Below are 19909 nucleotides of genomic sequence, written 5' to 3' on the forward strand. Positions count from 1 at the left end.
GCTAGAAAGGGGACAGTCGCATACACGGGGGGTACGGACATGCTCGGCCCGCACGCAGCGCCATCGCCCGGGGACGGGACCGGTCCCGGCGCGGCCCCGCCCGAACACGCCGGGTTCGTCGCCGTCTCCGAACGGCTCACCGGCTTCGACGAGTTCGACCTGCGCGGCACCGGCCTGGTCCGGCTCTACCACGACACCACCCTCGCCCAGGTGGGCCGGCCAGCGGTGGGCCGCTTCCTCGCCGACCTCGCGGCCGCCGGCGGCGACCCCGACGGCATCACCGACGAGACCTCCCGCGAGATCGCCCGCGCCATCACCCACATGTGGTACCTGGGTGTCTGGCCGCAGCTGTCCCGCACGGTCCACGCCGCGCTGCGCCGGGAGCGGGCCAACACCGCCTTCGTGGTCTCGCCCGAGGCCTACACCGAGGGCCTGGTCTGGCGGACCTTCGACGGCCACCCGCCGGGCGCCAAGCCGCCCGGCCACGGCACCTGGGCCGCGGCACCGCCCGGCGCCCCCGCCCGGCCCGCGGCCGCGCCTCGCGCCGAGGGGGCGGCGTGAGCGGCCCGGACCGCCCCGCCGCGCGCCGCTACGACGTCATCGTCGTCGGCGCCGGCATGGCCGGCTCGCTGCTGGCCGGACACCTCGGCGACCAGGGCTGGCACGTCCTGGTCCTGGAGGCCGGCACCCGCGCCCTCGACACCTGGCCCGGCCACCTCGACGCCCTCGACACCTTCTACGCCGCCTCCGCCAAGGTCCCCAACTCCCCCTACCGCGCCAACGCCGCGGCCCCCTCCCCGAGCGTCCTCGACCTCGAGGGCCTGCCCGCCGGCGGCTACCGCGCGCACGGCTACTTCGTACAGAACGGCCCCCTGCCCTACGCCAGCGACTACCTCCGCGCCACCGGCGGCACCGCCATGCACTGGCTGGGCCTCGTCCCGCGCATGCACCCCGAGGACTTCGCGGTCCACCGCCGTTACGGCTACGGACGCGACTGGCCCCTCGGCTACGACGACCTGGAGCCCCACTACCGCGCGGCCGAACGCGCCCTGGGCGTGGCGGGCGACGCGGACGAGCAGCGCGAGGCCGCCGGCCTGCCGTTCCCGCCCGGCTACGCCTACCCGATGCGCGAGATCCCCCGCAGCTATCTGGACACGGTGCTCGCCCACCGCCTCGACGGCGCGGTGGTCCACGAACGGCCCGGCGGCCCGGGCACCGTCCTGCGCGTCACCGGCACCCCCCACGCCCGCAACAGCACCCCCGACCCGCGCCACGACGGCGGCCGGCTCCACCGCCCCGCCGGCGCCGTGGGACTGCCCAACTACGGCGAACGCTGCGTCGGCAACGCCTCCTGCGTCCCCATCTGTCCGGTCCAGGCCAAGTACAACCCCCTCAAGACCCAGGCCCGCTGGGCCCCCGGCGTGGAGCTCGTCGACCGGGCCGTCGTCAGCCGGGTCCTGACCGCCCCCTCGGGCGGCCGGGTGCGCGGTGTCGAGTACCAGCGCTACGACGACCCCGCCGCCCCCGCGTACACCACCCGTACCGCCGAGGCCGACGTCGTCGTCCTGGCCGCCCACGCCGTCGAGAACGCCAAGCTGCTGCTCGTCTCCCGGCTCGCGGGCGGCAGCGGGCAGGTGGGCCGCAACCTCATGGACCACCCCGTGCTCCTCTCCTGGGGGCTGCTGGACGGGCCGACGGGCCCCTTCCGCGGCCCGGCCTCCACCTCCGGCCTGGAGAACTTCCGCACCGGCGCCGGCCGACGCGTCCGCGCGCCCTTCCGGATCGAGATCAGCAACTGGGGGTGGAGCTGGCCCACCGGGTCGCCGGACAGCGACGTGGCCCGGCTGCTGGGCATGGCGGGCGGCTCCGAGGCGCCCCGCGGCCGGGGCGTCTTCGGGACCCGGCTGCGCGAGGCCCTGGGACGGGGTGTCGGCCGCCAGTTCAGCCTGCAGTTCCTGCTTGAGCAGGAGCCCGAGAGCCGCAACCGGGTCACGATCGACCCGGCCCACCGCGACCGGCTCGGCAATCCCCGGCCCGTGATCACCTACGACCTCTCCGAGCGGGTCAAGCGCGGCATGGCCGCCGCGAAGGCCGTCAGCGACCAGATCTTCCGGCTGCTCGGCGCCGAGGACCGCACCGCCTACGCGCCCGGCCCGCTCGCCCCTGGCTGGTTCCGCCACGACGGCCACGACCTGGTCTTCAACGGCGCCGGGCACGGCGGCGGCACCCACATCATGGGCGACTCGCCCCGCACGTCCGTCGTCGACGCGTGGCAGCGCTGCTGGGAGCACCCCAACCTCTACGCCGTCGGCTGCGGGAGCATGCCCACGATGGGCACCTCCAACCCCTCGCTCACCATGGCAGCCCTCGCGCTGCGCAGCGCCGACCGCATCCACCGGGACCTGCGGGAGCTGCACCGCCCGGCGCACGTCGGACGGCGACCGGAAGGACAGCCGTGACCGCCGCGCCCGAGCCCTCCACCGTCCGGGAACCGCCCTTCCGCGTCCCCGCCGACCGTGCCGACCTCCACCGCTTCCTCCAGGCCGCGCTGGCGCTGGAACACCTGACCATCCCGCCGTACCTGACGGCCATGTACACCCTGCGCCCCGGCACCAACCGGCCCGCGTTCTACGCCGTGCGGGCCGTGGTGCTGGAGGAGATGCTCCACATGGCGCTCGTCGCCAATCTCCTCAACGCCGTCGGCGGCCGTGTCCAGGTGGCCCACTCGCGGTTCGTCACCGGCTACCCGGCGAAGCTGCCCTACAGCCGCGACCACATCACGGTCGCGCTGCGCCACTTCGGCAGGGAGGCGCTGGAGACCTTCCTGCGCATCGAGCAGCCCGAGTTCATGAGCGGCCCGCCGGGACACCCCTCGGCGGCGGGCGACGAGGGGTGGACGTCCATCGGCCAGTTCTACGCCACCGTCCGCGCGGGCGTGCTGCGGCTGGCGGACCGGCTCGGCGAGCGGCGGCTCTTCTCCGGCGACCCCGCCCACCAGGTCGGGCCCGAGCACTTCTACAACTCCGGCGGCGAGATCTTCCCCGTCACCGGGCTCGACTCGGCCCTCAAGGCCCTCCAGGTGATCACCGAGCAGGGGGAGGGCGTGAGCATGTCCGTCTTCGACTCGGACGACCGGATCTTCGGCGAGGCCCGGGAGCCCGCCCACTACTTCCGCTTCAACGAGCTCCTGCAGCAGCGCTCGTACACCCCGCACGACACCCCCGCGAGCGGCCCCACCGGCCCCGCCGTCGCCGTGAGCTGGCGGGACGCCTACCCCATCGACCCCGGGGCCCGGCTGGCCCACTACCCGCGCGGCAGCGCGGTGCGCCGGGCCGCCGAGGAGTTCAACGACGTCTACGCGCAGCTGCTGTGGACCCTGGAGACCGCCTTCACCGGGGCGCCGCACACCGTGGGCAACGCGGCGCCGGTGATGCTTCGGCTGCGCGGGCTGGCCGAACGGATCCACCGCAACCCCCACCCGGACCCCGCCCGGCGGGCGCGGGGGCTGCACGCCAGCGCCACCTACGAGGTGACGGAGGCCCACTTCGAGCGGGCCCGCGCCGCGCTGCCGGGGTAGAGGGGCTGCCGTCTCAGGAGCGGCCGCGGGCGGCGCGGCGGCGCGCCACGAGCAGGACGCCGGCGCCGGCCGCCAGCACCCCGGCCCCGCCGGCGGCCAGCGCGACGGTGCTGTCGTCGCCGCCCGTCTCGGCGAGGTGCCCGTCCTGCGCCGCGGGGGCGCCGGCGGTCCGTATCCCGGCGGCGTCGACCGCCCCGCCCTGCGGCCGGGCGCCGTCGGTGTGCCCGCCGCCGTCCGCGTGCTTGCCGTCGTCGTGCGCCGAGGAGTGCGGGGCGTGCCCGTCGCCGCCGTGACCGCCGTGCGCGACCGTGGACCGTGCGGCCTCCTGGTCGATCTGCCGGTCGCTGGGCGCCGCGGCCACGGGCGCGGCCGCCACGCCCTTCCGGCCGCCGCCGAAGTCCACGTCGGAACAGGTGTAGAACGCCTCCGGGCTGTCCGAGCGCTGCCAGATGCTGTAGATCAGGTGCCGGCCGGACTTCTTGGGCACGGTGCCCGAGAATTGGTAGGAGCCGTCCTTGAGCGTCGGGTTCGTGACCTTGGCGAAGGGCTTGGCCTCCAGGTCCGACCACTTCAGCGGCTTCCTCGGGTCGTAGCCGTCCTTGGTGACGTACAGCTCGAACGTGCCGCGGTGTGGGGCGGTGGCGCGGTAGCGGAAGGTGTGGGGTCCGGCGGCGAGCCGCGACCCGGGCCAGTCGGCGCGCGGCAGGTCCAGCCCCTTGTACTTGTCGCGGCCGGCGCTGCACAGCCTGCCGTCCGGGATGATCCGGCGGTGCCGCCCGGCGGCGTCGCCGATGTTGACCTCGTTCCAGTCGTAGAGCGGCTGGGTGCCGCCGGCCGCGACCAGTGCCTTGCAGGCCGCGGACCGCGGATGCTCCGGGCCCTCGGCGAAGCAGGCGGACACCCGGCTGACCGGGTCCGTCATGGAGCCGTGCGCTGCGGCCGGGGCGGACGACAGGACGGTGAGGGCGAGCGTGAGCGGCGCGACGCCGAGCGCGCCGGCGCGTACGGCGGTACGGGGGACGGACATGGGGGGTCTCCTTAGGAGGGAGTGGTGTGGGGGAGGAGAGAGGGGCGTGGGGGGCGTGGGGGCGTAGGGGGACTCAGCGCCGGTAGGCGCCGAGCGCCTTGGCGAACGCGTGCTCGTCCTGCCGGATCGAACTGCACGTGGCGGAGGCGGAGTTCTGCGGCCCGCCCGGGCACGGCTTGTCGCGCGCCGCGGACCACATGGAGAGCCGGCCGAGGCCCTTGGAACGGGCGAAGGCCGCCAGCTTCGTCGCGTCGTCGACGGTGAAGACCTCGGCGGCGACGTCGTTCACGCCGATCATCGGGGTGACGGCCACGGCCTTCCAGGCGGCCGCGTCGCCCAGTCCGAGCGTGCCCTTGAGCTGCGCCTGGGTGGCGGTGGCCGCGTCCATCGCGTACCGGCCCATGTTCCCGTTGAACGACGAGCCGTAGTCCATCGCCATGATGTTGACGGAGGACACCGCGACGCCGTTCTTCCGGGCGTTCGCCACCAGGTCGACGCCGTCCTGGGTGAGCCCGGTGGGCATCACCGGCAGGGTGAACGAGACGTCGAGGCCGGGGTGCTTCTTCTGGAGCGCGGCGACGGCCCGGGCGCGCCGGGTGTTGGCTGCCGTATTGGGCAGCGCCGCGCCCTCGATGTCGAAGTCGACCTTGGTCAGCTTGTACGTGTCCACGACCTTGCCGTACGCGGCGGCGAGCTCCTCGGCCGAGGAGCAGGCCAGGCCCAGTTCGGACCCGGCGGCGCCGCCGAACGAGACCCGCACGTCGCCGCCCGCCGCCCGCAGTTTCCCGATCTGCGCGGCGACGGCGTCGTCGCCGAGGGCGGTCGCGCCGCCCCACTTGGGCACACAGCCCCCGCCGGAGGTGATGAAGGCGAGGGTGTAGTGCTTCACGCCGGTCTTCCCGGCCGCGCCCAGCAGGTCGTAGGACGGGTACAGGGAGGTGTCGACGTAGGGGGCGAAGCCCGCGGCCGCGCCGCCGGGGACCGGCGGGGTGGGGGTCGGCCGGGGCTCCGCCGGTCCGGTGGTGGTGACCGAGGGCTTGGGCTCCGGCGTGGTGTCCGCAGAGCACGTGGCCCCGTTGATCCGGCAGTTGACCGGGGTGACCGACCCGTCGGCGCCGGTCGCGACGAAGCCGACGGTCACCGAGGCGCCGGGGGCGAGGGTCTTGTTCCAGCTCTCCGGCTCCACGGTGACGCTCCGGCCGCTGACCGTGTGGCGGCCGTTCCACAGGGAGGTGATCCGGGCGCCCGAGGGGAGGTCGAACGTCAGCTTCCAGCCCGGCAGTTCCTTGCCGGTGCTGTTGGTGACGACGTACTGGGCGCCGTAGCCGCCGGACCAGGAGCCGGTCGTGGAGTACGCCGCCCCGACCGACGTGGCCTGTGCCGTGCCGGTGAGGGCCAGCGCGGCGCCCGTCCCGAGAGCCGCGGCGACGCCGGCGCCGGTCAGCTTGGCCGTGCGGCTCAGCCGTCGGCGGTGTGCGGAGGAACCCATCGCGTGCCTGCCTGTTCTGCTTCGGGGGTGGGTACGAGCAGGCACGCTAGCGAGAGCGAACGGGGCGAATCGCCCAACGGGCTCCGGGGGCGGTCTTCTTATGGCTCCCTTAAGGAATGCATCGGCGGGGGTTAAGGAGAGGGCTGGGGGCGCGGTCGCCGTCGTCGCACCCGGCGGCGTACGCGGCGCTCGCGCGGCCGGTCGCCGGCCAGCGACAGCCAGACCCGGACCTCCGTGCCGCCGAGCACCGAGCGGCCGATCCGTACGTCGCCGCCCGTCGATTCCGCGACGCGCCGCACGATGTCCAGGCCGAGGCCGGTCGAGCCGGCGCCGCCCGCGCCGTGGCCGCGGCGCAGCGCCGCGTCGGGGTCGGCGATGCCGGGGCCCGCGTCGGAGACCAGCACGATCACGGCGTCCTCGCTGCGGTGGACGTCGACCGCGAAGGCGGTGCCCTCGGGGGTGTGCCGGAAGACGTTGCCGAGCATCGCGTCCAGCGCGGCGGCGAGTTCGGGGCGGGCGACGGGCACCCGTGCCGTCGTGTCGACACCCGCGAGCCGCACCGTGCGGCCCTCGTCCTCGGCGAGCGCGGACCAGAAGTCCATCCGGTCGCGGATCACCTCGCACGCGTCGCAGCCGGGCGCGGGCCGCGCCGCCTGCCGGCCGCCGTCCTCGCGCGCGGCCCGGATCAGCTGGTCGACCTCGCGCTCCAGCTGGGCGACGGCGGCGCGGGTCTGGTCGGCGGCGGGGCCGTCGCCGAGCGAGGCCGCGTTGAGGCGGAGGACGGTCAGCGGGGTGCGCAGGCGGTGCGAGAGGTCGGCGGCGAGCTCGCGTTCGGTGGCGAGGAGCCGCACGATGTCGTCGGCCATGGAGTTGAAGGCGACGGCGGCCGCCCGCAGCTCGGCCGGTCCCTCCTCGCGCACCCGCACGCCGAGGTCGCCGTCGCCGAGCCGGCCCGCGGCCCGGGCGAGCCGTTCGGCGGGCCGCACCAGGCGCAACCCGAGCCGGTCTGCGGTGGCGACCGACCCGGCGACCAGCGCCAGGCCCACCCCGGCCAGGATCAGCCAGGAGGTGGTCACGCCGTTGTCGACCGCGCCGTGCGGCACGTACACCTCGACGACCGCGAAGTCGTCGGCGCTCAGCGCGGTCGGCTGGAGGAGCGTGTAGCCGCCGGGCACGGCGGCGATGACGGAACGGCCGCGGCGGGCCGTCTCCACCGCGCGCGGCGCCGCCCGGCCCCGGCCCACCGCGAACGCCTCCCGCCCCGCGCCCTCCGGCACATGGACCGCGAGCCGTCCGGCCTCACCGGCCTGGGCGCTGGCGACCGCCCGCTCCAGCTGGGCGCGGTCGGTGGTGATGGCCAGGGCGGGGCGGATCTGCGCCGCCTGCCGCTCGGCGTCGGCGAACGCCCGGTCCCTGGCCAGCTCCTTGACGACCAGACCGAGCGGCACGGCGAACGCCAGCACCACCATCACGGTGACGGCCAGCGAGACCTTGACCAGCGCCCACCTCACGCCGGCCCCGGGGCGGCCGGGGGCTCCAGCTTGACCCCGACGCCGCGCAGGGTGTGGAGATAGCGGGGGTGCGCGGCCTTCTCGCCCAGCTTGCGGCGGAGCCAGGACAGATGGACGTCGACGGTCTGGTCGTCGCCGTAGGACTGCTGCCACACCTCGGCGAGCAGCTCCCTGCGCGGCACGACGATGCCCGGCCGTTCGGCGAGATAGGCCAGCAGGTCGAACTCACGCCGGGTCAGGTCGAGTGGAGCGCCGTCGAGTTCGGCCTGGCGGCGCAGCGGGTCGACGGACAGCCCGCCGACGCGCAGCACCCGCGCGGGCACCGCGTCGCCCGGCCCGCCGCGCTGTCCCGCGCGCCGCAGCACGGCCGTGACACGTGCCGTCAGATGCGCCGCCGAGAAGGGCTTGACGAGGTAGTCGTCGGCCCCGTCGTTGAGCAGCCGGACGATCTCCGCCTCGTCGTCCCGGGCCGTGGCCACGATGACCGGCACGTCCGTGATGCCGCGCAGCATCCGCAGCGCCTGCGCGCCGTCGAGATCGGGGAGTCCGAGGTCCAGGACGACCGCGTCGAAGCCGACGTGGGCCACTTCGCGCAGCGCCTCCAGGGCGGTGCCGACGCTGCGGACGACGTGGGACGCCTCGGTCAGTTGACGGATCAGCGCGGAACGCACGATCGGGTCGTCCTCGATGACGAGCAGTCTTGCCATGGCCCGCACCGTACGCCATACGGGTGAGGCAGGATGACATGCATGAGGCGGATGAGGCGGTGGACCGTGCACACTCTGGCCTGGGTCCTGGCGACGGGCGCGGCGATGGCGGTGTCCTGGTACGGGGTCCGCACGGTCCTCACGGGCACGGCGTACGAGCCGCCGCGCGCCCTGCCCCTCTCCCGTGCCGCCGCGCCGCCGCCCCCGGCCGGTGAGGCGGCCTCCTCGACGTCCGGCGTCCGGACGCCGTCCCCCGGGCCGGCCGGTCCGGTCACCACCCCGCCGGCCACGGCGTCCCCGCGCCCCGCCGCGCCCGAGCCCTCCCCGCCGGGCCCGTCGCCCGGCGGACGGGTGAAGAGCTATCCGGTCAAGGGCGGCCGGGTGGTGTTCGACCTCGGCGAGAGCTCGGCGACCCTGGTCTCGGCCACGCCGGACGAGGGCCGCCGGATGCGGGTGTGGACGCAGACCGCCTGGATCCGGGTCGACTTCACCGAGGGCACCCGGACGACCTCGGTGTTCGTCACCTGGAACGGCCACCCGCCGGAGGTCCGGATCGTGGAGAACTGAGCGTCCGGACCCGGCGGGTGGGCGTGCCGGTCACCTCATGAGGACCCGCCGCCGGACGTGCCCGGCGCCCCGCCGGAGGGCACCGCCGGCTTCTCGTGCGGCGCGCTCGCCGGCGGCCGGGCGCTGTGCTCGGCGGGCTTCTCCGCCGGCTTCTCCACGGGCTTCTCGACCGGCTTCTCCACGGGTTTTTCGACCGGCTTCTCCACCGGCTTCTCCCGCGGCGTCGTCGCCGGCGGTGCCGCGCTGCGCTCCACCGGGGCCGCCGCCGTCGTACGGGGCGGGGCCGCCGTCCGCTCCACCGGCGGCGTCGCCGGCGGCCGGACGTTCGGGGAGTCCTGGGCCGCCGAGCCGCCGCCCGTCGGCGTGCGGGGCGTCTTCTCCGCCGGGGCGGACGTCCGCTGCTGCGCCGACGACGAACCGGCCGGCGGACGGCTCGTGGCACCCCCGCCGGTCGACGGGCCGCCCGGGGACGAGGGCTTGCGCGTGCCCGGCGTGACCGCGGGCGGCCGCGGGCTCGTCCCGGACGGGGACGACGACCCGGAGGAGCCCGAGGAGGAGCCGGAGGAGCCCGGGGACGACGGCGACGACGGGGACGAGGAGGAGGGGGACGACGGGGAGGCGGAGGACGTCGACGCGTCCGTGGGCGTGCCGGTGGACGGCGGCGCGGGCGTCGGCGTCGGGACGGTGACCGGCGAGGAGTCCTTCGCGCCGTCCGTGCCGGCCGGGCGCTCGAAGCCCGTCCCCGGCTTGGCGGGGTCGGCCAGCGTGATCTTCCGCATCGGTCCGTCGTCCTTGTCCCGGGCCACGACGACGGTGACCTGCGCGGTGACGAAGCCCTCCCAGCGGGCGCCCTTGTAGCTGGAGGCCTTGCGGTCGACGTTGCCCGGATCCTGGAGCGGGTTCCCGCAGTTGCACTTGACCGCCGGCTGGCCGTACTCGTCGACCAGCACGGCGATGCCCGCCTGGAGGACGGAGAGGTAGGCCACCGTCTTCCCGTCGCCCTGGTAGTTGTGGTTGCGCACCAGGGTGTCGCGCAGCAGCACCACCGACGTCAGGCTCTCGACGTGCTCCCTGAGCCGCTCGTAGACGATGCCCCGGGCCTCCGCCCAGGCCCGCGCCTTGACCTGGTCGCGCGCGAGGTCCGTCAGCAGCTGGGTCTTGTCGCACCGGGAGGCCGCCCGGGTCCCGCCGAACGCGCCCCGGGCGTCGCCCCGCGTCGTGTCCCCGGCCTGGGCGACGGGTTTGACGTTCGTGAGGTCGGTGCCGGGCGCGCGCAGGAACGCGTTCGACGCGATCACCCCGGCCGGCTCCAGCGCGATGTCCTTCTGCGCCTTCGGCCCGTCGTCCTTCCCGCACCCCACCAGGCCCACGCTGCCGAGCAGCCCGGACGCGACCAGCAACGCGACGACACGTATCCGTTTCACAGCGATTCCCCCACAGCGGTCTCGGCTAGCACGAGCTGACCCAGTTGCCCGGGCAGGTCATGGTGGGCGCGGGCGTGCGGTCCGCCGGCGTTGCGGCCGGCGTCTCCTCGGGTGTGCGGGCGGGGGTGCCGGCCGGGTCCGCGCTCGCCCCGGCGCTCGCGGCCCCGGAGGGCCCGGCGGTGGGGCCCGCCGTGGGCGTGGTGTCCCCGCCGGGCGTCTTCCCCGAGCCGCCCCCGCCGCCCCCGCCGCGCAGGGCGATCAGCGCGACGGTCCCGCCCAGGACGAGCACCAGCGCCAGCACGGCGCCCACGATCAGCCACGCCCGCCCCTCCCCGTCCGGGGGCAGGGGTACGGTCCCGGGCACCGGGCCGGGCCGCGCCCCCGGGCCCGTACCGCCGCCGTCCGTCCCGGAGGTGCCGGGGGGTGCCGGGCGCCCGGGATCGGGCAGCAGCACGGCGGGCCCGTACCCCGGCGGAGGCGTACCGGCGGCCGCGCCGGGCAGGGACCCCGACCCTGATCCCGGCCCCGGCCCCGAACCCGAACCTGACCCCGGCCCCGAACCCGCCCCCGAGCCCGACGCCCACCCCGGCACCGACGGTCCCGACGAGCCCGACGGTCCCGGCGAAGATGGTGCGGCCGGTGACGACGAAGGCCCCGACGGCGCCCCCGACGGCGCCCCCGACGGCCCCGACGGTCGCGTCACCGGCCTGGGCAGCGACGCCGGCACCGTACTGAGCGCCGTCGGCACGTACCCCGCGACCGGGACCTCGGTGAGGCGTCCCTCCGCCACGGCCGTCAGCAGCTGTTCGGCCTCGGCCGAGCCCATCCGGGTGCGCGGGTCCTTGCGCAGCAGCCCCTCCAGCAGCGGGGCCAGCGGCCCGGCGTTCCGCGGCGGGGGAGGGGGTTCGTCGACCACGGCCCGCAGCGTGCTGAGCGCGTCGCCGCGCCGGAAGGGCGACACCGCCTCGACCGAGACGTACAGCATGGCGCCCAGGGACCACAGGTCGGAGGGGATGCCGGGACGGCGGCCCGTGGCCCGCTCGGGGGCCAGGTACTCGGCCGAGCCCACCAGGTCGCCGGTGCGGGTCAGGGTGTGCGCGCCCTCGACCAGGGCGATGCCGAAGTCGGTGAGCACCACCCGGCCGCCGGCCTCCAGCAGGACGTTCGCGGGCTTGACGTCGCGGTGCAGCACCCCGACCGCGTGGGCGGCCCGGAGCGCCTGGAGGACGAGCCCCCCGATGCGGGCGGCCTCCTGGGGCCGGAGCGGGCCCTCCTCCGCCAGTACGTCGGCGAGGGAGCGCCCGCGCACGTACTCCATCACGATCCAGGGGCGGCCCCGCTCCTCCACCACGTCGTGCACGGTGATGACGTTGTCGTGGCGGATCCTGGCCGCCGCCCGGGCCTCCTGCTTCAGCCGCTGGTAGAGGATCCTGACGGAGTCCTCGCCCAGGTGCTCCGGGGCCAGCACCTCCTTGACCGCGACCTCGCGGTCGAGCACCTGGTCGTAGGCGAGCCAGACCACGCCCATGCCGCCGCGGCCGAGCCGTTCGACGAGCCGGTACCGTCCGGCCAGCGGCCCGTCCCCTCGTTCCGCGTCCATGCCGTACGCCCCCCTTCCCGTACGTACGGCACACCGGGCCGTGCGCGTTCGGGCCACACTGGCTGGGACGTGGGGGTGGGCCATCCCGTTCCCGGCCGGAGGTAAAAGCCGGGTAGGGCTCTCAGCGGCGGGCGGCGAGCTCCTTGTCGAGCCAGCGCAGCACCACGGGGTACTCGTCGCGCCACGTCACGAAGTTGTGGCCGCCCTCCTCGCGGACCAGCTTCTCGATCTTCGTCGGGGCCTTGCCCTTGCCCGCGAACCTGGCCATCTGCGCGGCGTACTTCTCCTCGCCCTTCTCGCTGGCGGCCAGCAGCAGGGAGACGGGCGGCGGGGGCATGTGCTCCAGGCGCCAGGTCAGGTCGGACTCGTTCCTGATCTGCTTGCTGCCGGCGTAGAGGTCGCCGGTGTCGCCGTCCTGGCGGGCGTAGAGGTCGGTGGAGAGGCCGGCGGCGGCGCCGTAGCGGGACGGGTTGGTCATGGCCATCTTCAACGCGCAGTAGCCGCCGGTGGAGTTGCCCACCGCGCCCCAGGAGCCACGGGTGTTGTCGACGCGGTAGACGTCGTTGACGGCGACGGGGACGTCCTCGGTGAAGAAGGTCAGCGCCTGCGGACCGCCGGGCACGTCCGTGCAGTTGGTGTCGCGGTCGGCCACCACCGAGGGGCGCAGCATGAGCACGATGGTCGGTCTCATCTCCTTGCGCGTCATGGCGGTGGAGGCGGCCTGCGGGACCTTGGCCTTGGTGATCAGGTTGCGGGACTGGCCGGGCTGCCCGGTGATCGACACGATCACGGGGAAGGTGTCCTTCTCGTGCTCCTTCCGGAAGTACTCGGGCGGGAGGTAGGCGTAGCCCTCCATGGCCAGCCCGGTCACCGGGCCGAGGATCTCGATGCGGTCGACCTGCCCGGCCTTCGCCCTGGGACCCAGGCCGACGGGTTCCTGGCCCTTGACGGTCAGGGCCGGCGGCCGTTTCGTGCTGCCCGAGCCGGGCCGCAGCGCCTGCTTCCGGGAGTTCTGGCCGAAGAGCTCCTTCCAGGTGGAGTAGAAGCCGAACTCGCTGTTCGCGGCGACGAGCAGGACGGCCAGGACGGTGACCTGGCAGACGACCAGCATGCCGAGCCGGGCGGCGAACGCCAGGGGGCCCTTCCGTGCCGCCCGTGGCCACAGCCACAGCACCAGACCGGCCACCGCGACGGCCACGACCACCAGGACGATCAGGAAGGTGGGGGAGGTGAGCTCCACGGTTGTCGTTCCTCTCCTCGAGGGGGATTCTCCTGATGTGAGAGGGATTGCAACCGATCAAGGTTTCCGACGGGGGCATGAATTCTCGTTCGGCGGTCCCGCTGAAGATCCTGGAGGTCTAGGCTGGGGTACGCAGTCGGTTCGCCCCGTCCGCCAGGCGGGAGCGTCGCAAGAGGGAACCCGGTGCGATTCCGGGACTGCCCCGCAGCGGTGAGTGGGAACGACCGCCGTCATCAGCACTGGGCCCGCCGGCCCGGGAAGCGACGGCCAGTAGGTGCCCGTCCGTCCCCGACGGACGCGGCGCGCCCGCGAGTCCGAATACCTGCCGCTGCCCGCGTGCGACCGCACGCGGCGGTCTCGATGGCCTCGTGGGCGGGCCGACGGGTACGGGCAGGCAGGCGCACCGCGCGGCCGTGCCCCGCCTCGCCGTTCCTTCGCGCCCCCGCCGGTCACCGGGATCGTTCCGCGACTCGCGAAGGAGAGTTCCGTGGCAATCGACCGTCCCCATGACCCCGCGCGGCCCCCGCACCCCGCCCCGCGCTCCCTGGCCACCGTCCACGGCTATCCCCGGCAGGGCCCCGGCCGGGAGCTCAAGAAGGCCGTCGAGGGCTACTGGGCGGGCCGCGTCACCGCCGAGGCCCTGCACCGCACCGCCGCCGGCCTGCGCCGCGAGGCCTGGCGCGCGCTCGCCGACGCCGGCGTCCACGAGGTGCCCACCGGCGACTTCTCGCTCTACGACCACGTCCTGGACACCACCGTCATGGTGGGCGCCGTCCCCGAGCGCCACCGCGCCCTGGTCGAACGGGACGCCCTCGACGGCTACTTCGCCATGGCCCGGGGCACCCAGGAGGTGCCGCCCCTGGAGATGACCAAGTGGTTCGACACCAACTACCACTACCTCGTGCCCGAACTGGGCCCCGGTACGGTCTTCACCGCCGACCCGGCCAAGCCCGTCGGCGAACTCCGCGAGGCCCTGGCGGCGGGCCACGCGGCGCGGCCCGTGCTCGTCGGCCCGGTCACCTACCTCCTGCTGGCCAAGCCCGCCCCCGGCACCGCGCCCGGCTTCGAGCCGCTCACCCTCCTGGACCGGCTGCTGCCCGTCTACGCGGACGTGCTCGCCGACCTGCGCGCCGCCGGCGCCGAGTGGGTCCAGCTCGACGAGCCCGCGCTGGTCCAGGACCAGCCCCCGGCCGTCCTCGCCGCCGCCGCCCGCGCCTACCGCGACCTGGGCGCCCTCACCGACCGCCCCAAGCTGCTCGTCGCCTCCTACTTCGACCGGCTCGGCGAGGCCCTGCCGGTGCTGGCCAAGGCGCCCGTCGAGGGCCTGGCCCTGGACCTCACCGGACCCGCGGCCGCCAACCTCGCCGACCTCGCGGCCGCCGGCGGCCTGCCGGGCAAGCGCCTGATCGCCGGCGTCGTCGACGGCCGCAACGTCTGGATCAACGACCTGGAGCGGTCGCTGGCCACCCTCGCCACCCTGCTCGGCCTCGCCGACCGGGTCGACGTCGCCCCCTCCTGCTCCCTGCTGCACGTCCCCCTGGACGCGGCGGCCGAACGCGACATCGACCCGCAGGTCGCCCGCTGGCTCGCCTTCGCCCGGCAGAAGACCGACGAGGTGGTCACCCTCGCCCGCGGCCTGACCGAGGGCAGCGACACCATCGCTCCGCGGCTCGCCGCCAACCGCTCGGCCCGCGCCTCCCGCGCCGCCTCCGCGCTCACCCGCGACCCGGCCGTCCGCTCCCGCGCGGCCGCCGTCACCCCGGGCGACACCCGCCGGCCCCAGCCCTACGCCGAACGCTCCGCGGCCCAGCGCGCCCGGCTGAACCTGCCGCTGCTGCCCACCACCACCATCGGTTCCTTCCCGCAGACGACCGAGCTGCGCACCGCCCGCGCCGACCTGCGCGCCGGCCGGATCGACGCCGCCGCGTACGACGAGCGGATCGCGGCCGAGATCCGCGAGGTCGTGGCCTTCCAGGAGAAGACCGGGCTCGACGTCCTCGTGCACGGCGAGCCCGAACGCAACGACATGGTCCAGTACTTCGCCGAACGGCTCACCGGCTATCTGGCCACCCGGCACGGCTGGGTGCAGTCCTACGGCACCCGGTACGTCCGGCCCCCGGTCCTCGCCGGCGACATCTCCCGGCCCGAGCCCATGACCGTCGCCTGGACCTCCTACGCCCAGGAGCTCACCGACCGGCCGGTCAAGGGCATGCTCACCGGCCCCGTCACCATGCTCGCCTGGTCCTTCGTCCGCGACGACCAGCCGCTCGCCGACACCGCCCGGCAGGTCGCCCTCGCCCTGCGCGACGAGGTCGCCGACCTGGAGGCCGCCGGGACCGCCGTCATCCAGGTCGACGAGCCCGCGCTGCGCGAGACGCTGCCGCTGCGCGCCGCCGACCGGGACGCCTACCTGGGGTGGGCCACCGAGGCGTTCCGGCTGGCCACGTCCGGCGTCCGCGCGGACACCCAGATCCATACCCATATGTGCTACGCCGAGTTCGGCGAGATCATCGCCGCCATCGAGGAGCTGGACGCCGACGTCATCAGCCTGGAGGCCGCCCGCTCGCACATGCGGGTCGCGGACGAACTCGCCGCCACCGGCTACGGGCACGAGGTCGGGCCCGGCGTCTACGACATCCACTCCCCGCGCGTCCCGGACGCCGGCGAGGTGGCCGCGCTGCTGCGCAAGGGTCTGTCGGCGATCCCGCCGGAGCGGCTGTGGGTCAACCCCGACTGCGGGCTGAAGACCCGTGGCTGGGCCGAGGTGCGCGCCTCTCTGGAGAGCCTGGTCGAGGGCGCCCGCCGGGTGCGCGCCGAGTCGGCCGCCGGGCGGTAGCCCCGGCGGCCGGCAGCGAGCCGCCGCCGCGCCCGCCGGGCTCCCGCTGAGGGGCGGGGACCGGGCCGGGCGCGGCGGCCTTCCCTTCGCAGGGCCCGCCGCGCGCGGGTCAGCCGGTGGCGTCCAGGGGGCGGCCGCAGCGCAGGTTCCAGCGGCCGGCCCGGCCGCTGAGCTCGGTGAGGGTCAGCGGGGCGACGTCCAGGCGCCAGAAGACCTGGGGCGGGAGCCCCAGCGCGTGCGTCAACGCGGCGCGCACGACGGCCGGTTCCACCACGGCCAGCACCCGGACGTCCTCCGCCGCCCGGTCCGCCAGCCACGCGCCGGTCCGCTCGACGAGGGCGGTCACCGGCTCCCCGCCGTGCGGCGCGGCGCCGGGGTCCGCGAGCCACGCGGCCACCGCCTCCGGCTCGGCCGCCGCCACCTCCTCCAGCGAACGGCCGCGCCAGCGGCCCGGGTCCAGGTCGCGCAGCGCGTCCACCGGCGTGGCGCCGGCCAGCCCCAGTGCCCCGGCCGTGTCCCGGCAGCGCGCGTCGGGCGCGGTGACGGCGAGGTCCGCGCGCGGCAGCCCGGACGCCGCGGCCCGGGCCCGGCTCAGTCCCGCGGCGTCGAGCGGGGCGTCGTCGCCGAAGCGCGCGGCCCGCAGTCCTGGGCCGATGGCGGGCGAGATCAACATCACACGTGCGGTCATGGTCCTCTCCTCCGGGCGCTCGGGCCCACGCGCTCAGCAGACCACGGGCGTTGCCGGGGGCGTGCGCGGGGGGCGTGCATCCATACGCCCATGGCGCCATGACCTTGCAGGCGGTACGGTCGCGTGTACATGACGATGGTGTGTTCGGAAGCCGGTGCGAATCCGGCACGGTCGCGCCACTGTGGACCTGGCGGACCCCGGGCGATCCCGGGCGACGGCAGGCGAGTCAGACCCGCCACCGTCGTCGAGCACCAACGATCGGGACGCGTGTTCCCCAGGAGGTTCTGTCATGGCCCAGTCCGCCGCCCCCGTCTCCAGCAGCCCCGCCCTGCCTGAGATCGCCCCCATATCCCTGAAGGAGATCGCCCCCTGGGCCGCCTTCGTGGGCATCCTCATGCTCGTCCTGCTGTACTTCGTCGGCGCCGAGCAGGGCGCCACGTCCCTGATCGCCGGCGAGGACGTCCACGAGTGGGTGCACGACGGCCGTCATCTGCTCGGCTTCCCCTGCCACTGATCCGACGGGGCACGATCCGATGAACCGCGTATCCGTCAGAGCCCTGCTCGTCCGGGGCATGCTCGCCGGCCTGGCCACCGGCGCGCTCGCCCTCCTCACCGCCTATCTCCTGGGCGAACGCCACGTCGACGCGGCCATCGCGTTCGAGGAGGCGCACAGCCACGACCACGGCGACGGCGTGGAACTGGTCAGCCGCGCGCTGCAGTCCACCGCCGGCCTCGCCACCGGCATCCTGGTCTACGGCGTGGCACTGGGCGGCATCGCCGCGCTGGTGTTCTGCGTCGCCCTGGGCCGCGTGGGCCGCTTCGGCCCCCGCGCCACCGCCGCGCTCGTCGCCCTGGGCGCCTTCGTGGCGGTCTTCCTGGTGCCGTTCCTGAAGTACCCGGCCAACCCGCCGGCCGTCGGCGACCCCGACACCCTCGACCAGCGCACCGCGCTGTTCTTCCTGATGATCGCGCTCAGTGTGCTGCTCACCGGGGCCGCGGTCATCCTCGGCCGGCGCCTCGCGCCGCGCCTGGGCAACTGGTACGCCACCGTCGCGGCCGGCGCGGCCCTGGTGGTGGCGGTCGGGCTGGCCTACGCGTTCCTGCCGTCCGGCGAGAACGTCCCCGAGGGCTTCCCGGCCACGCTGCTCTGGCAGTTCCGGCTGTCCTCCCTCGCCGTCGAACTCGTCCTGTGGACCGGCTTCGGCCTGATCTTCGGCGAGTTCGCGGAGCGGCTGCTCACGCCGAGGTCCGCGGCCCGGGAGCCGCGTCCGGAGGCCGCGGCGGCCGCGAACTGACGGAGTCTCCGTCCTGGACGCCGGGCGGGCCGGTCACGGCCCGCCCGGCGTTCGCGTGCACGGCCAGCATCCGTTCCACCGTCCGCGCCCACGGGAACTCCTCCGCCCGGGCCCGCGCCGCCGCCCGTCGTACGGACTCCGGCCGGCGCAGCAGCCGGAGGACCGCGTCCGCCATCCCCTCCGGGCACCCGGCGGGTGCCACGGCCCCGGCGCCCGGCACCACCAACTCCCGTGCCGCGCCCCGGTCCACCGCCACCACCGGCGTCCCGCAGGCCAGCGCCTCCAGCGCCGCCAGCCCGAACGACTCCACCGGGCACGGCACCAGCGCCACGTCCGCCCGCCCGACGAGCGCCGCCACGGCCCGCCGGCCGGCCACATGACCGTGGAAGCGCACCGGCAGCCCGGCCGCCGCCGCCCGCCGCGCCAGCCGCCCGCGCTCCGGTCCGTCGCCCAGCACGTCCAGCCGGGCGGCCGTACCCCGCGCGCGCAGCATCCGCAGCGTCTCCAGCGGCAGCCGCGGCGCCTTCTCCGCCGACAACCGCCCCGCGTACACCAGGCGTACGCCGCCGTCCCGCGGCCCGTCCGGGGCGCGGACCCCGGTGAAGACCTCCAGGTCCACCCCGAGCGGCACTTGGTGCAGCGCCAATGGCGCGTCGAGCCGGGCGAACTCCGCGCAGGCGAAGGCGGACGCGGCGACCACGGCGTCGAACGCCGGGGCCAGCCGCCGGTTCCAGGCGTCGGCCGCCCGCTCCAGCGGCAGCCCGCCCGGCACCCGGGGCGCCAGGATCGCGTCGAGCCGCTCGTGGGAGAGCAGCACGGTCCGTACGCCCCGGGCCCGTGCCCAGGCCGCCGTCCGCACCAGCGTCAGCTTGTCCGAGACCTCCAGCGCGTCGGGCGCCAGCCGTGCCAGCAGCCGCCGCAGCGCGCGCAGGGCGTCGGGCGCGAGCACCAGCCGGTAGCCGCCGCCCACCCGCACCCCCGGCACCGTCACCCGCAGCCCCTCGCCGCCGTCCCGCGTCCATCCGTACCGGCGGCCGGGGACGATCAGCACCCGGTCGTGGCCCGCCGCCGCGTAGCCCCGGCCCAGCGCGTCCAGCGTGGTGCGCAGACCGCCCGAGACCGGGCCGTAGAAGTTGGCGAGCTGGACGATCCTCACCCCGTGCCCCCGGCGGCCTCCCGCCGGGCCCGGACCAGACGGGCGTAGGTGCGGGGGCGGGCCCCGGCGGCGAGCGCCGCGTCGACGGCGGCCAGCGCGGCCTCGCGCAGCCCGGGGCGCGCCAGGTCCGCCGGGTGCAGCGCGACGCGGAACGGCCGGCCGCGCGCGGACCAGTGCCGCGCGGCCCCGCGCATCAGCGCGGCGCCCGCCCGTTCACCGAGGCCGCCCGGCCGGTGCGACAGCGCGGGCATCCGGTGCCGTGCCCCGGTCCGCAGGTCGCGCACCTCCAGGTGGCTCGTCGTGTAGTCCAGCCCGAGGCCGCGCAGCGCCGCCAGCGTGCCCGGCGAGGCGAGCCACCCGGGCGGGGTGAAGCCGCACGGCACGATGCCCACCGACGCCAGCGCCGCGAGGCCGCGCTCCAGCCGGGCGCGCGCCGCCCGTTCGTCCAGCGCGCCGAACTCGGCGCAGCCCCGGGCCAGCACCGCGTCCGCCAGCCGCCGTCCCGGCGACCCGCCGGGCACCGCCCGGTGCTCCCAGCCGTGCAGCGCGAGCTCGTGCCCCCGCTCCCGGGCCGCGTGCGCCCACCGCACCAGGGCGGTGTCCCCGGCCAGTGCCGGACCGCGCCAGGCGCCCGGGACCAGCAGCAGCGTCGCGGGCACCCCGCGCGCGTCGAGGTCGGCGAGCCAGCGCCGGCACGCCCCGGAACTCCAGGGGGCCACGTCGTGCACCGACACCACGAGGACAGCGCTCACCGGCCCAGCGTCCCGCCCGCCGACGGACGTCCGGTGTACG

Annotated in this window: 17 protein-coding genes and 2 riboswitches; of the genes, 7 read left to right on the top strand and 10 right to left on the bottom strand. The window is 75.9% G+C overall.

Annotated elements, in window-relative coordinates; translation table 11 throughout:
• Positions 1–39: 39 nt before the first annotated feature.
• Genes AC07BS_RS07400 through AC07BS_RS07410 form a run of 3 tightly spaced genes read left to right on the top strand, consistent with a single transcriptional unit; the run spans position 40 to position 3577 of the window.
• Positions 40–561, top strand: coding sequence for a hypothetical protein (locus AC07BS_RS07400; RefSeq protein ID WP_478647374.1), 522 nt, complete (start codon positions 40–42; stop codon positions 559–561).
• Positions 558–2459, top strand: a complete 1902-nt coding sequence (locus tag AC07BS_RS07405) for a GMC family oxidoreductase (protein WP_478930793.1) — start codon at positions 558–560, stop codon at positions 2457–2459. Before AC07BS_RS07400 ends, AC07BS_RS07405 begins: the two co-directional genes overlap by 4 nt.
• A complete protein-coding gene (locus AC07BS_RS07410; protein ID WP_478930795.1) occupies positions 2456–3577 on the top strand; it encodes a ferritin-like domain-containing protein in 1122 nt (373 codons plus the stop codon). The genes AC07BS_RS07405 and AC07BS_RS07410 overlap by 4 nt, the downstream gene beginning before the upstream one ends.
• 13 nt (positions 3578–3590) lie before the next feature.
• On the opposite strand, the gene AC07BS_RS07415 is transcribed toward AC07BS_RS07410, so the two are convergent.
• From AC07BS_RS07415 to AC07BS_RS07430, 4 genes are all read right to left on the bottom strand, one after another.
• Complete coding sequence (locus AC07BS_RS07415; protein WP_478930796.1) at positions 3591–4604, bottom strand: lytic polysaccharide monooxygenase auxiliary activity family 9 protein; 1014 nt, start codon at positions 4602–4604, stop codon at positions 3591–3593.
• Positions 4605–4677: 73 nt separating this feature from the next.
• Positions 4678–6093 (bottom strand): cellulose binding domain-containing protein, encoded by a 1416-nt coding sequence (locus AC07BS_RS07420; protein WP_478930797.1) that lies wholly within the window; start codon positions 6091–6093, stop codon positions 4678–4680.
• Between the two features lie 131 nt (positions 6094–6224).
• Positions 6225–7604, bottom strand: a complete 1380-nt coding sequence (locus tag AC07BS_RS07425) for a sensor histidine kinase (protein ID WP_478930799.1) — start codon at positions 7602–7604, stop codon at positions 6225–6227.
• Positions 7601–8311 (bottom strand): response regulator transcription factor, encoded by a 711-nt coding sequence (locus tag AC07BS_RS07430; RefSeq protein WP_478647365.1) that lies wholly within the window; start codon positions 8309–8311, stop codon positions 7601–7603. The genes AC07BS_RS07425 and AC07BS_RS07430 overlap by 4 nt, the downstream gene beginning before the upstream one ends.
• A 42-nt stretch (positions 8312–8353) precedes the next feature.
• Between AC07BS_RS07430 and AC07BS_RS07435 the strand changes: the two genes are divergently transcribed.
• Positions 8354–8878, top strand: a complete 525-nt coding sequence (locus AC07BS_RS07435; protein WP_478930801.1) for a hypothetical protein — start codon at positions 8354–8356, stop codon at positions 8876–8878.
• A gap of 35 nt (positions 8879–8913) precedes the next feature.
• On the opposite strand, the gene AC07BS_RS07440 is transcribed toward AC07BS_RS07435, so the two are convergent.
• From AC07BS_RS07440 to AC07BS_RS07450, 3 genes are all read right to left on the bottom strand, one after another.
• A complete protein-coding gene (locus AC07BS_RS07440) occupies positions 8914–10302 on the bottom strand; it encodes a DUF6777 domain-containing protein (RefSeq protein WP_478930803.1) in 1389 nt (462 codons plus the stop codon).
• A 25-nt stretch (positions 10303–10327) separates the two neighbouring features.
• On the bottom strand, positions 10328–11902 hold the full coding sequence (locus AC07BS_RS07445; protein WP_478930805.1) for a serine/threonine-protein kinase: 1575 nt from the start codon (positions 11900–11902) through the stop codon (positions 10328–10330).
• A gap of 121 nt (positions 11903–12023) precedes the next feature.
• Positions 12024–13142 carry an alpha/beta hydrolase gene (locus AC07BS_RS07450; protein WP_478647360.1) on the bottom strand — a complete coding sequence of 373 codons (1119 nt, stop codon included), beginning with the start codon at positions 13140–13142 and terminating at the stop codon, positions 12024–12026.
• 119 nt (positions 13143–13261) lie between these two features.
• A riboswitch (cobalamin riboswitch) is annotated at positions 13262–13486 on the top strand.
• A gap of 143 nt (positions 13487–13629) precedes the next feature.
• Here AC07BS_RS07450 and metE point away from each other — a divergent pair.
• Positions 13630–15978 carry a 5-methyltetrahydropteroyltriglutamate--homocysteine S-methyltransferase gene (metE, locus tag AC07BS_RS07455; RefSeq protein WP_478930807.1) on the top strand — a complete coding sequence of 783 codons (2349 nt, stop codon included), beginning with the start codon at positions 13630–13632 and terminating at the stop codon, positions 15976–15978.
• Between the two features lie 109 nt (positions 15979–16087).
• Here the strand turns inward: metE and AC07BS_RS07460 are convergent, their stop codons facing one another.
• A complete protein-coding gene (locus AC07BS_RS07460; protein ID WP_478930809.1) occupies positions 16088–16666 on the bottom strand; it encodes a histidine phosphatase family protein in 579 nt (192 codons plus the stop codon).
• 119 nt (positions 16667–16785) lie between these two features.
• Positions 16786–16920: riboswitch (cobalamin riboswitch) on the top strand.
• Between the two features lie 35 nt (positions 16921–16955).
• On the opposite strand from AC07BS_RS07460, the gene AC07BS_RS07465 reads away from it, so the two are divergent.
• Together AC07BS_RS07465 and AC07BS_RS07470 are read left to right on the top strand one after the other, a co-directional pair.
• A complete protein-coding gene (locus AC07BS_RS07465) occupies positions 16956–17180 on the top strand; it encodes a CbtB domain-containing protein (protein ID WP_478647355.1) in 225 nt (74 codons plus the stop codon).
• Positions 17181–17199: 19 nt separating this feature from the next.
• Positions 17200–17961, top strand: a complete 762-nt coding sequence (locus AC07BS_RS07470) for a CbtA family protein (RefSeq protein WP_478930811.1) — start codon at positions 17200–17202, stop codon at positions 17959–17961.
• Here the strand turns inward: AC07BS_RS07470 and AC07BS_RS07475 are convergent.
• Positions 17903–19117 (bottom strand): glycosyltransferase, encoded by a 1215-nt coding sequence (locus AC07BS_RS07475; protein ID WP_478930813.1) that lies wholly within the window; start codon positions 19115–19117, stop codon positions 17903–17905. The genes AC07BS_RS07470 and AC07BS_RS07475 overlap by 59 nt on opposite strands.
• Positions 19114–19869, bottom strand: a complete 756-nt coding sequence (locus AC07BS_RS07480; RefSeq protein ID WP_478647351.1) for a DUF2334 domain-containing protein — start codon at positions 19867–19869, stop codon at positions 19114–19116. The genes AC07BS_RS07475 and AC07BS_RS07480 overlap by 4 nt, the downstream gene beginning before the upstream one ends.
• Between the last annotated feature and the right edge of the window lie 40 nt (positions 19870–19909).

This window comes from Streptomyces sp. NPDC044063 (assembly GCF_056434285.1).

What these genes read in the sequence shown, in the direction of transcription:
- AC07BS_RS07400 (WP_478647374.1), top strand. Translation starts at nt 40, where the DNA reads ATGCTCGGCCCGCACGCAGCGCCATCGCCCGGGGACGGGACCGGTCCC.
- AC07BS_RS07435 (WP_478930801.1), top strand. Translation starts at nt 8,354, where the DNA reads ATGAGGCGGATGAGGCGGTGGACCGTGCACACTCTGGCCTGGGTCCTG.
- AC07BS_RS07460 (WP_478930809.1), bottom strand. Translation starts at nt 16,666, where the DNA reads ATGACCGCACGTGTGATGTTGATCTCGCCCGCCATCGGCCCAGGACTG.
- AC07BS_RS07470 (WP_478930811.1), top strand. Translation starts at nt 17,200, where the DNA reads ATGAACCGCGTATCCGTCAGAGCCCTGCTCGTCCGGGGCATGCTCGCC.
- AC07BS_RS07415 (WP_478930796.1), bottom strand. Translation starts at nt 4,604, where the DNA reads ATGTCCGTCCCCCGTACCGCCGTACGCGCCGGCGCGCTCGGCGTCGCG.
- AC07BS_RS07465 (WP_478647355.1), top strand. Translation starts at nt 16,956, where the DNA reads ATGGCCCAGTCCGCCGCCCCCGTCTCCAGCAGCCCCGCCCTGCCTGAG.
- AC07BS_RS07445 (WP_478930805.1), bottom strand. Translation starts at nt 11,902, where the DNA reads ATGGACGCGGAACGAGGGGACGGGCCGCTGGCCGGACGGTACCGGCTC.
- AC07BS_RS07430 (WP_478647365.1), bottom strand. Translation starts at nt 8,311, where the DNA reads ATGGCAAGACTGCTCGTCATCGAGGACGACCCGATCGTGCGTTCCGCG.
- AC07BS_RS07420 (WP_478930797.1), bottom strand. Translation starts at nt 6,093, where the DNA reads ATGGGTTCCTCCGCACACCGCCGACGGCTGAGCCGCACGGCCAAGCTG.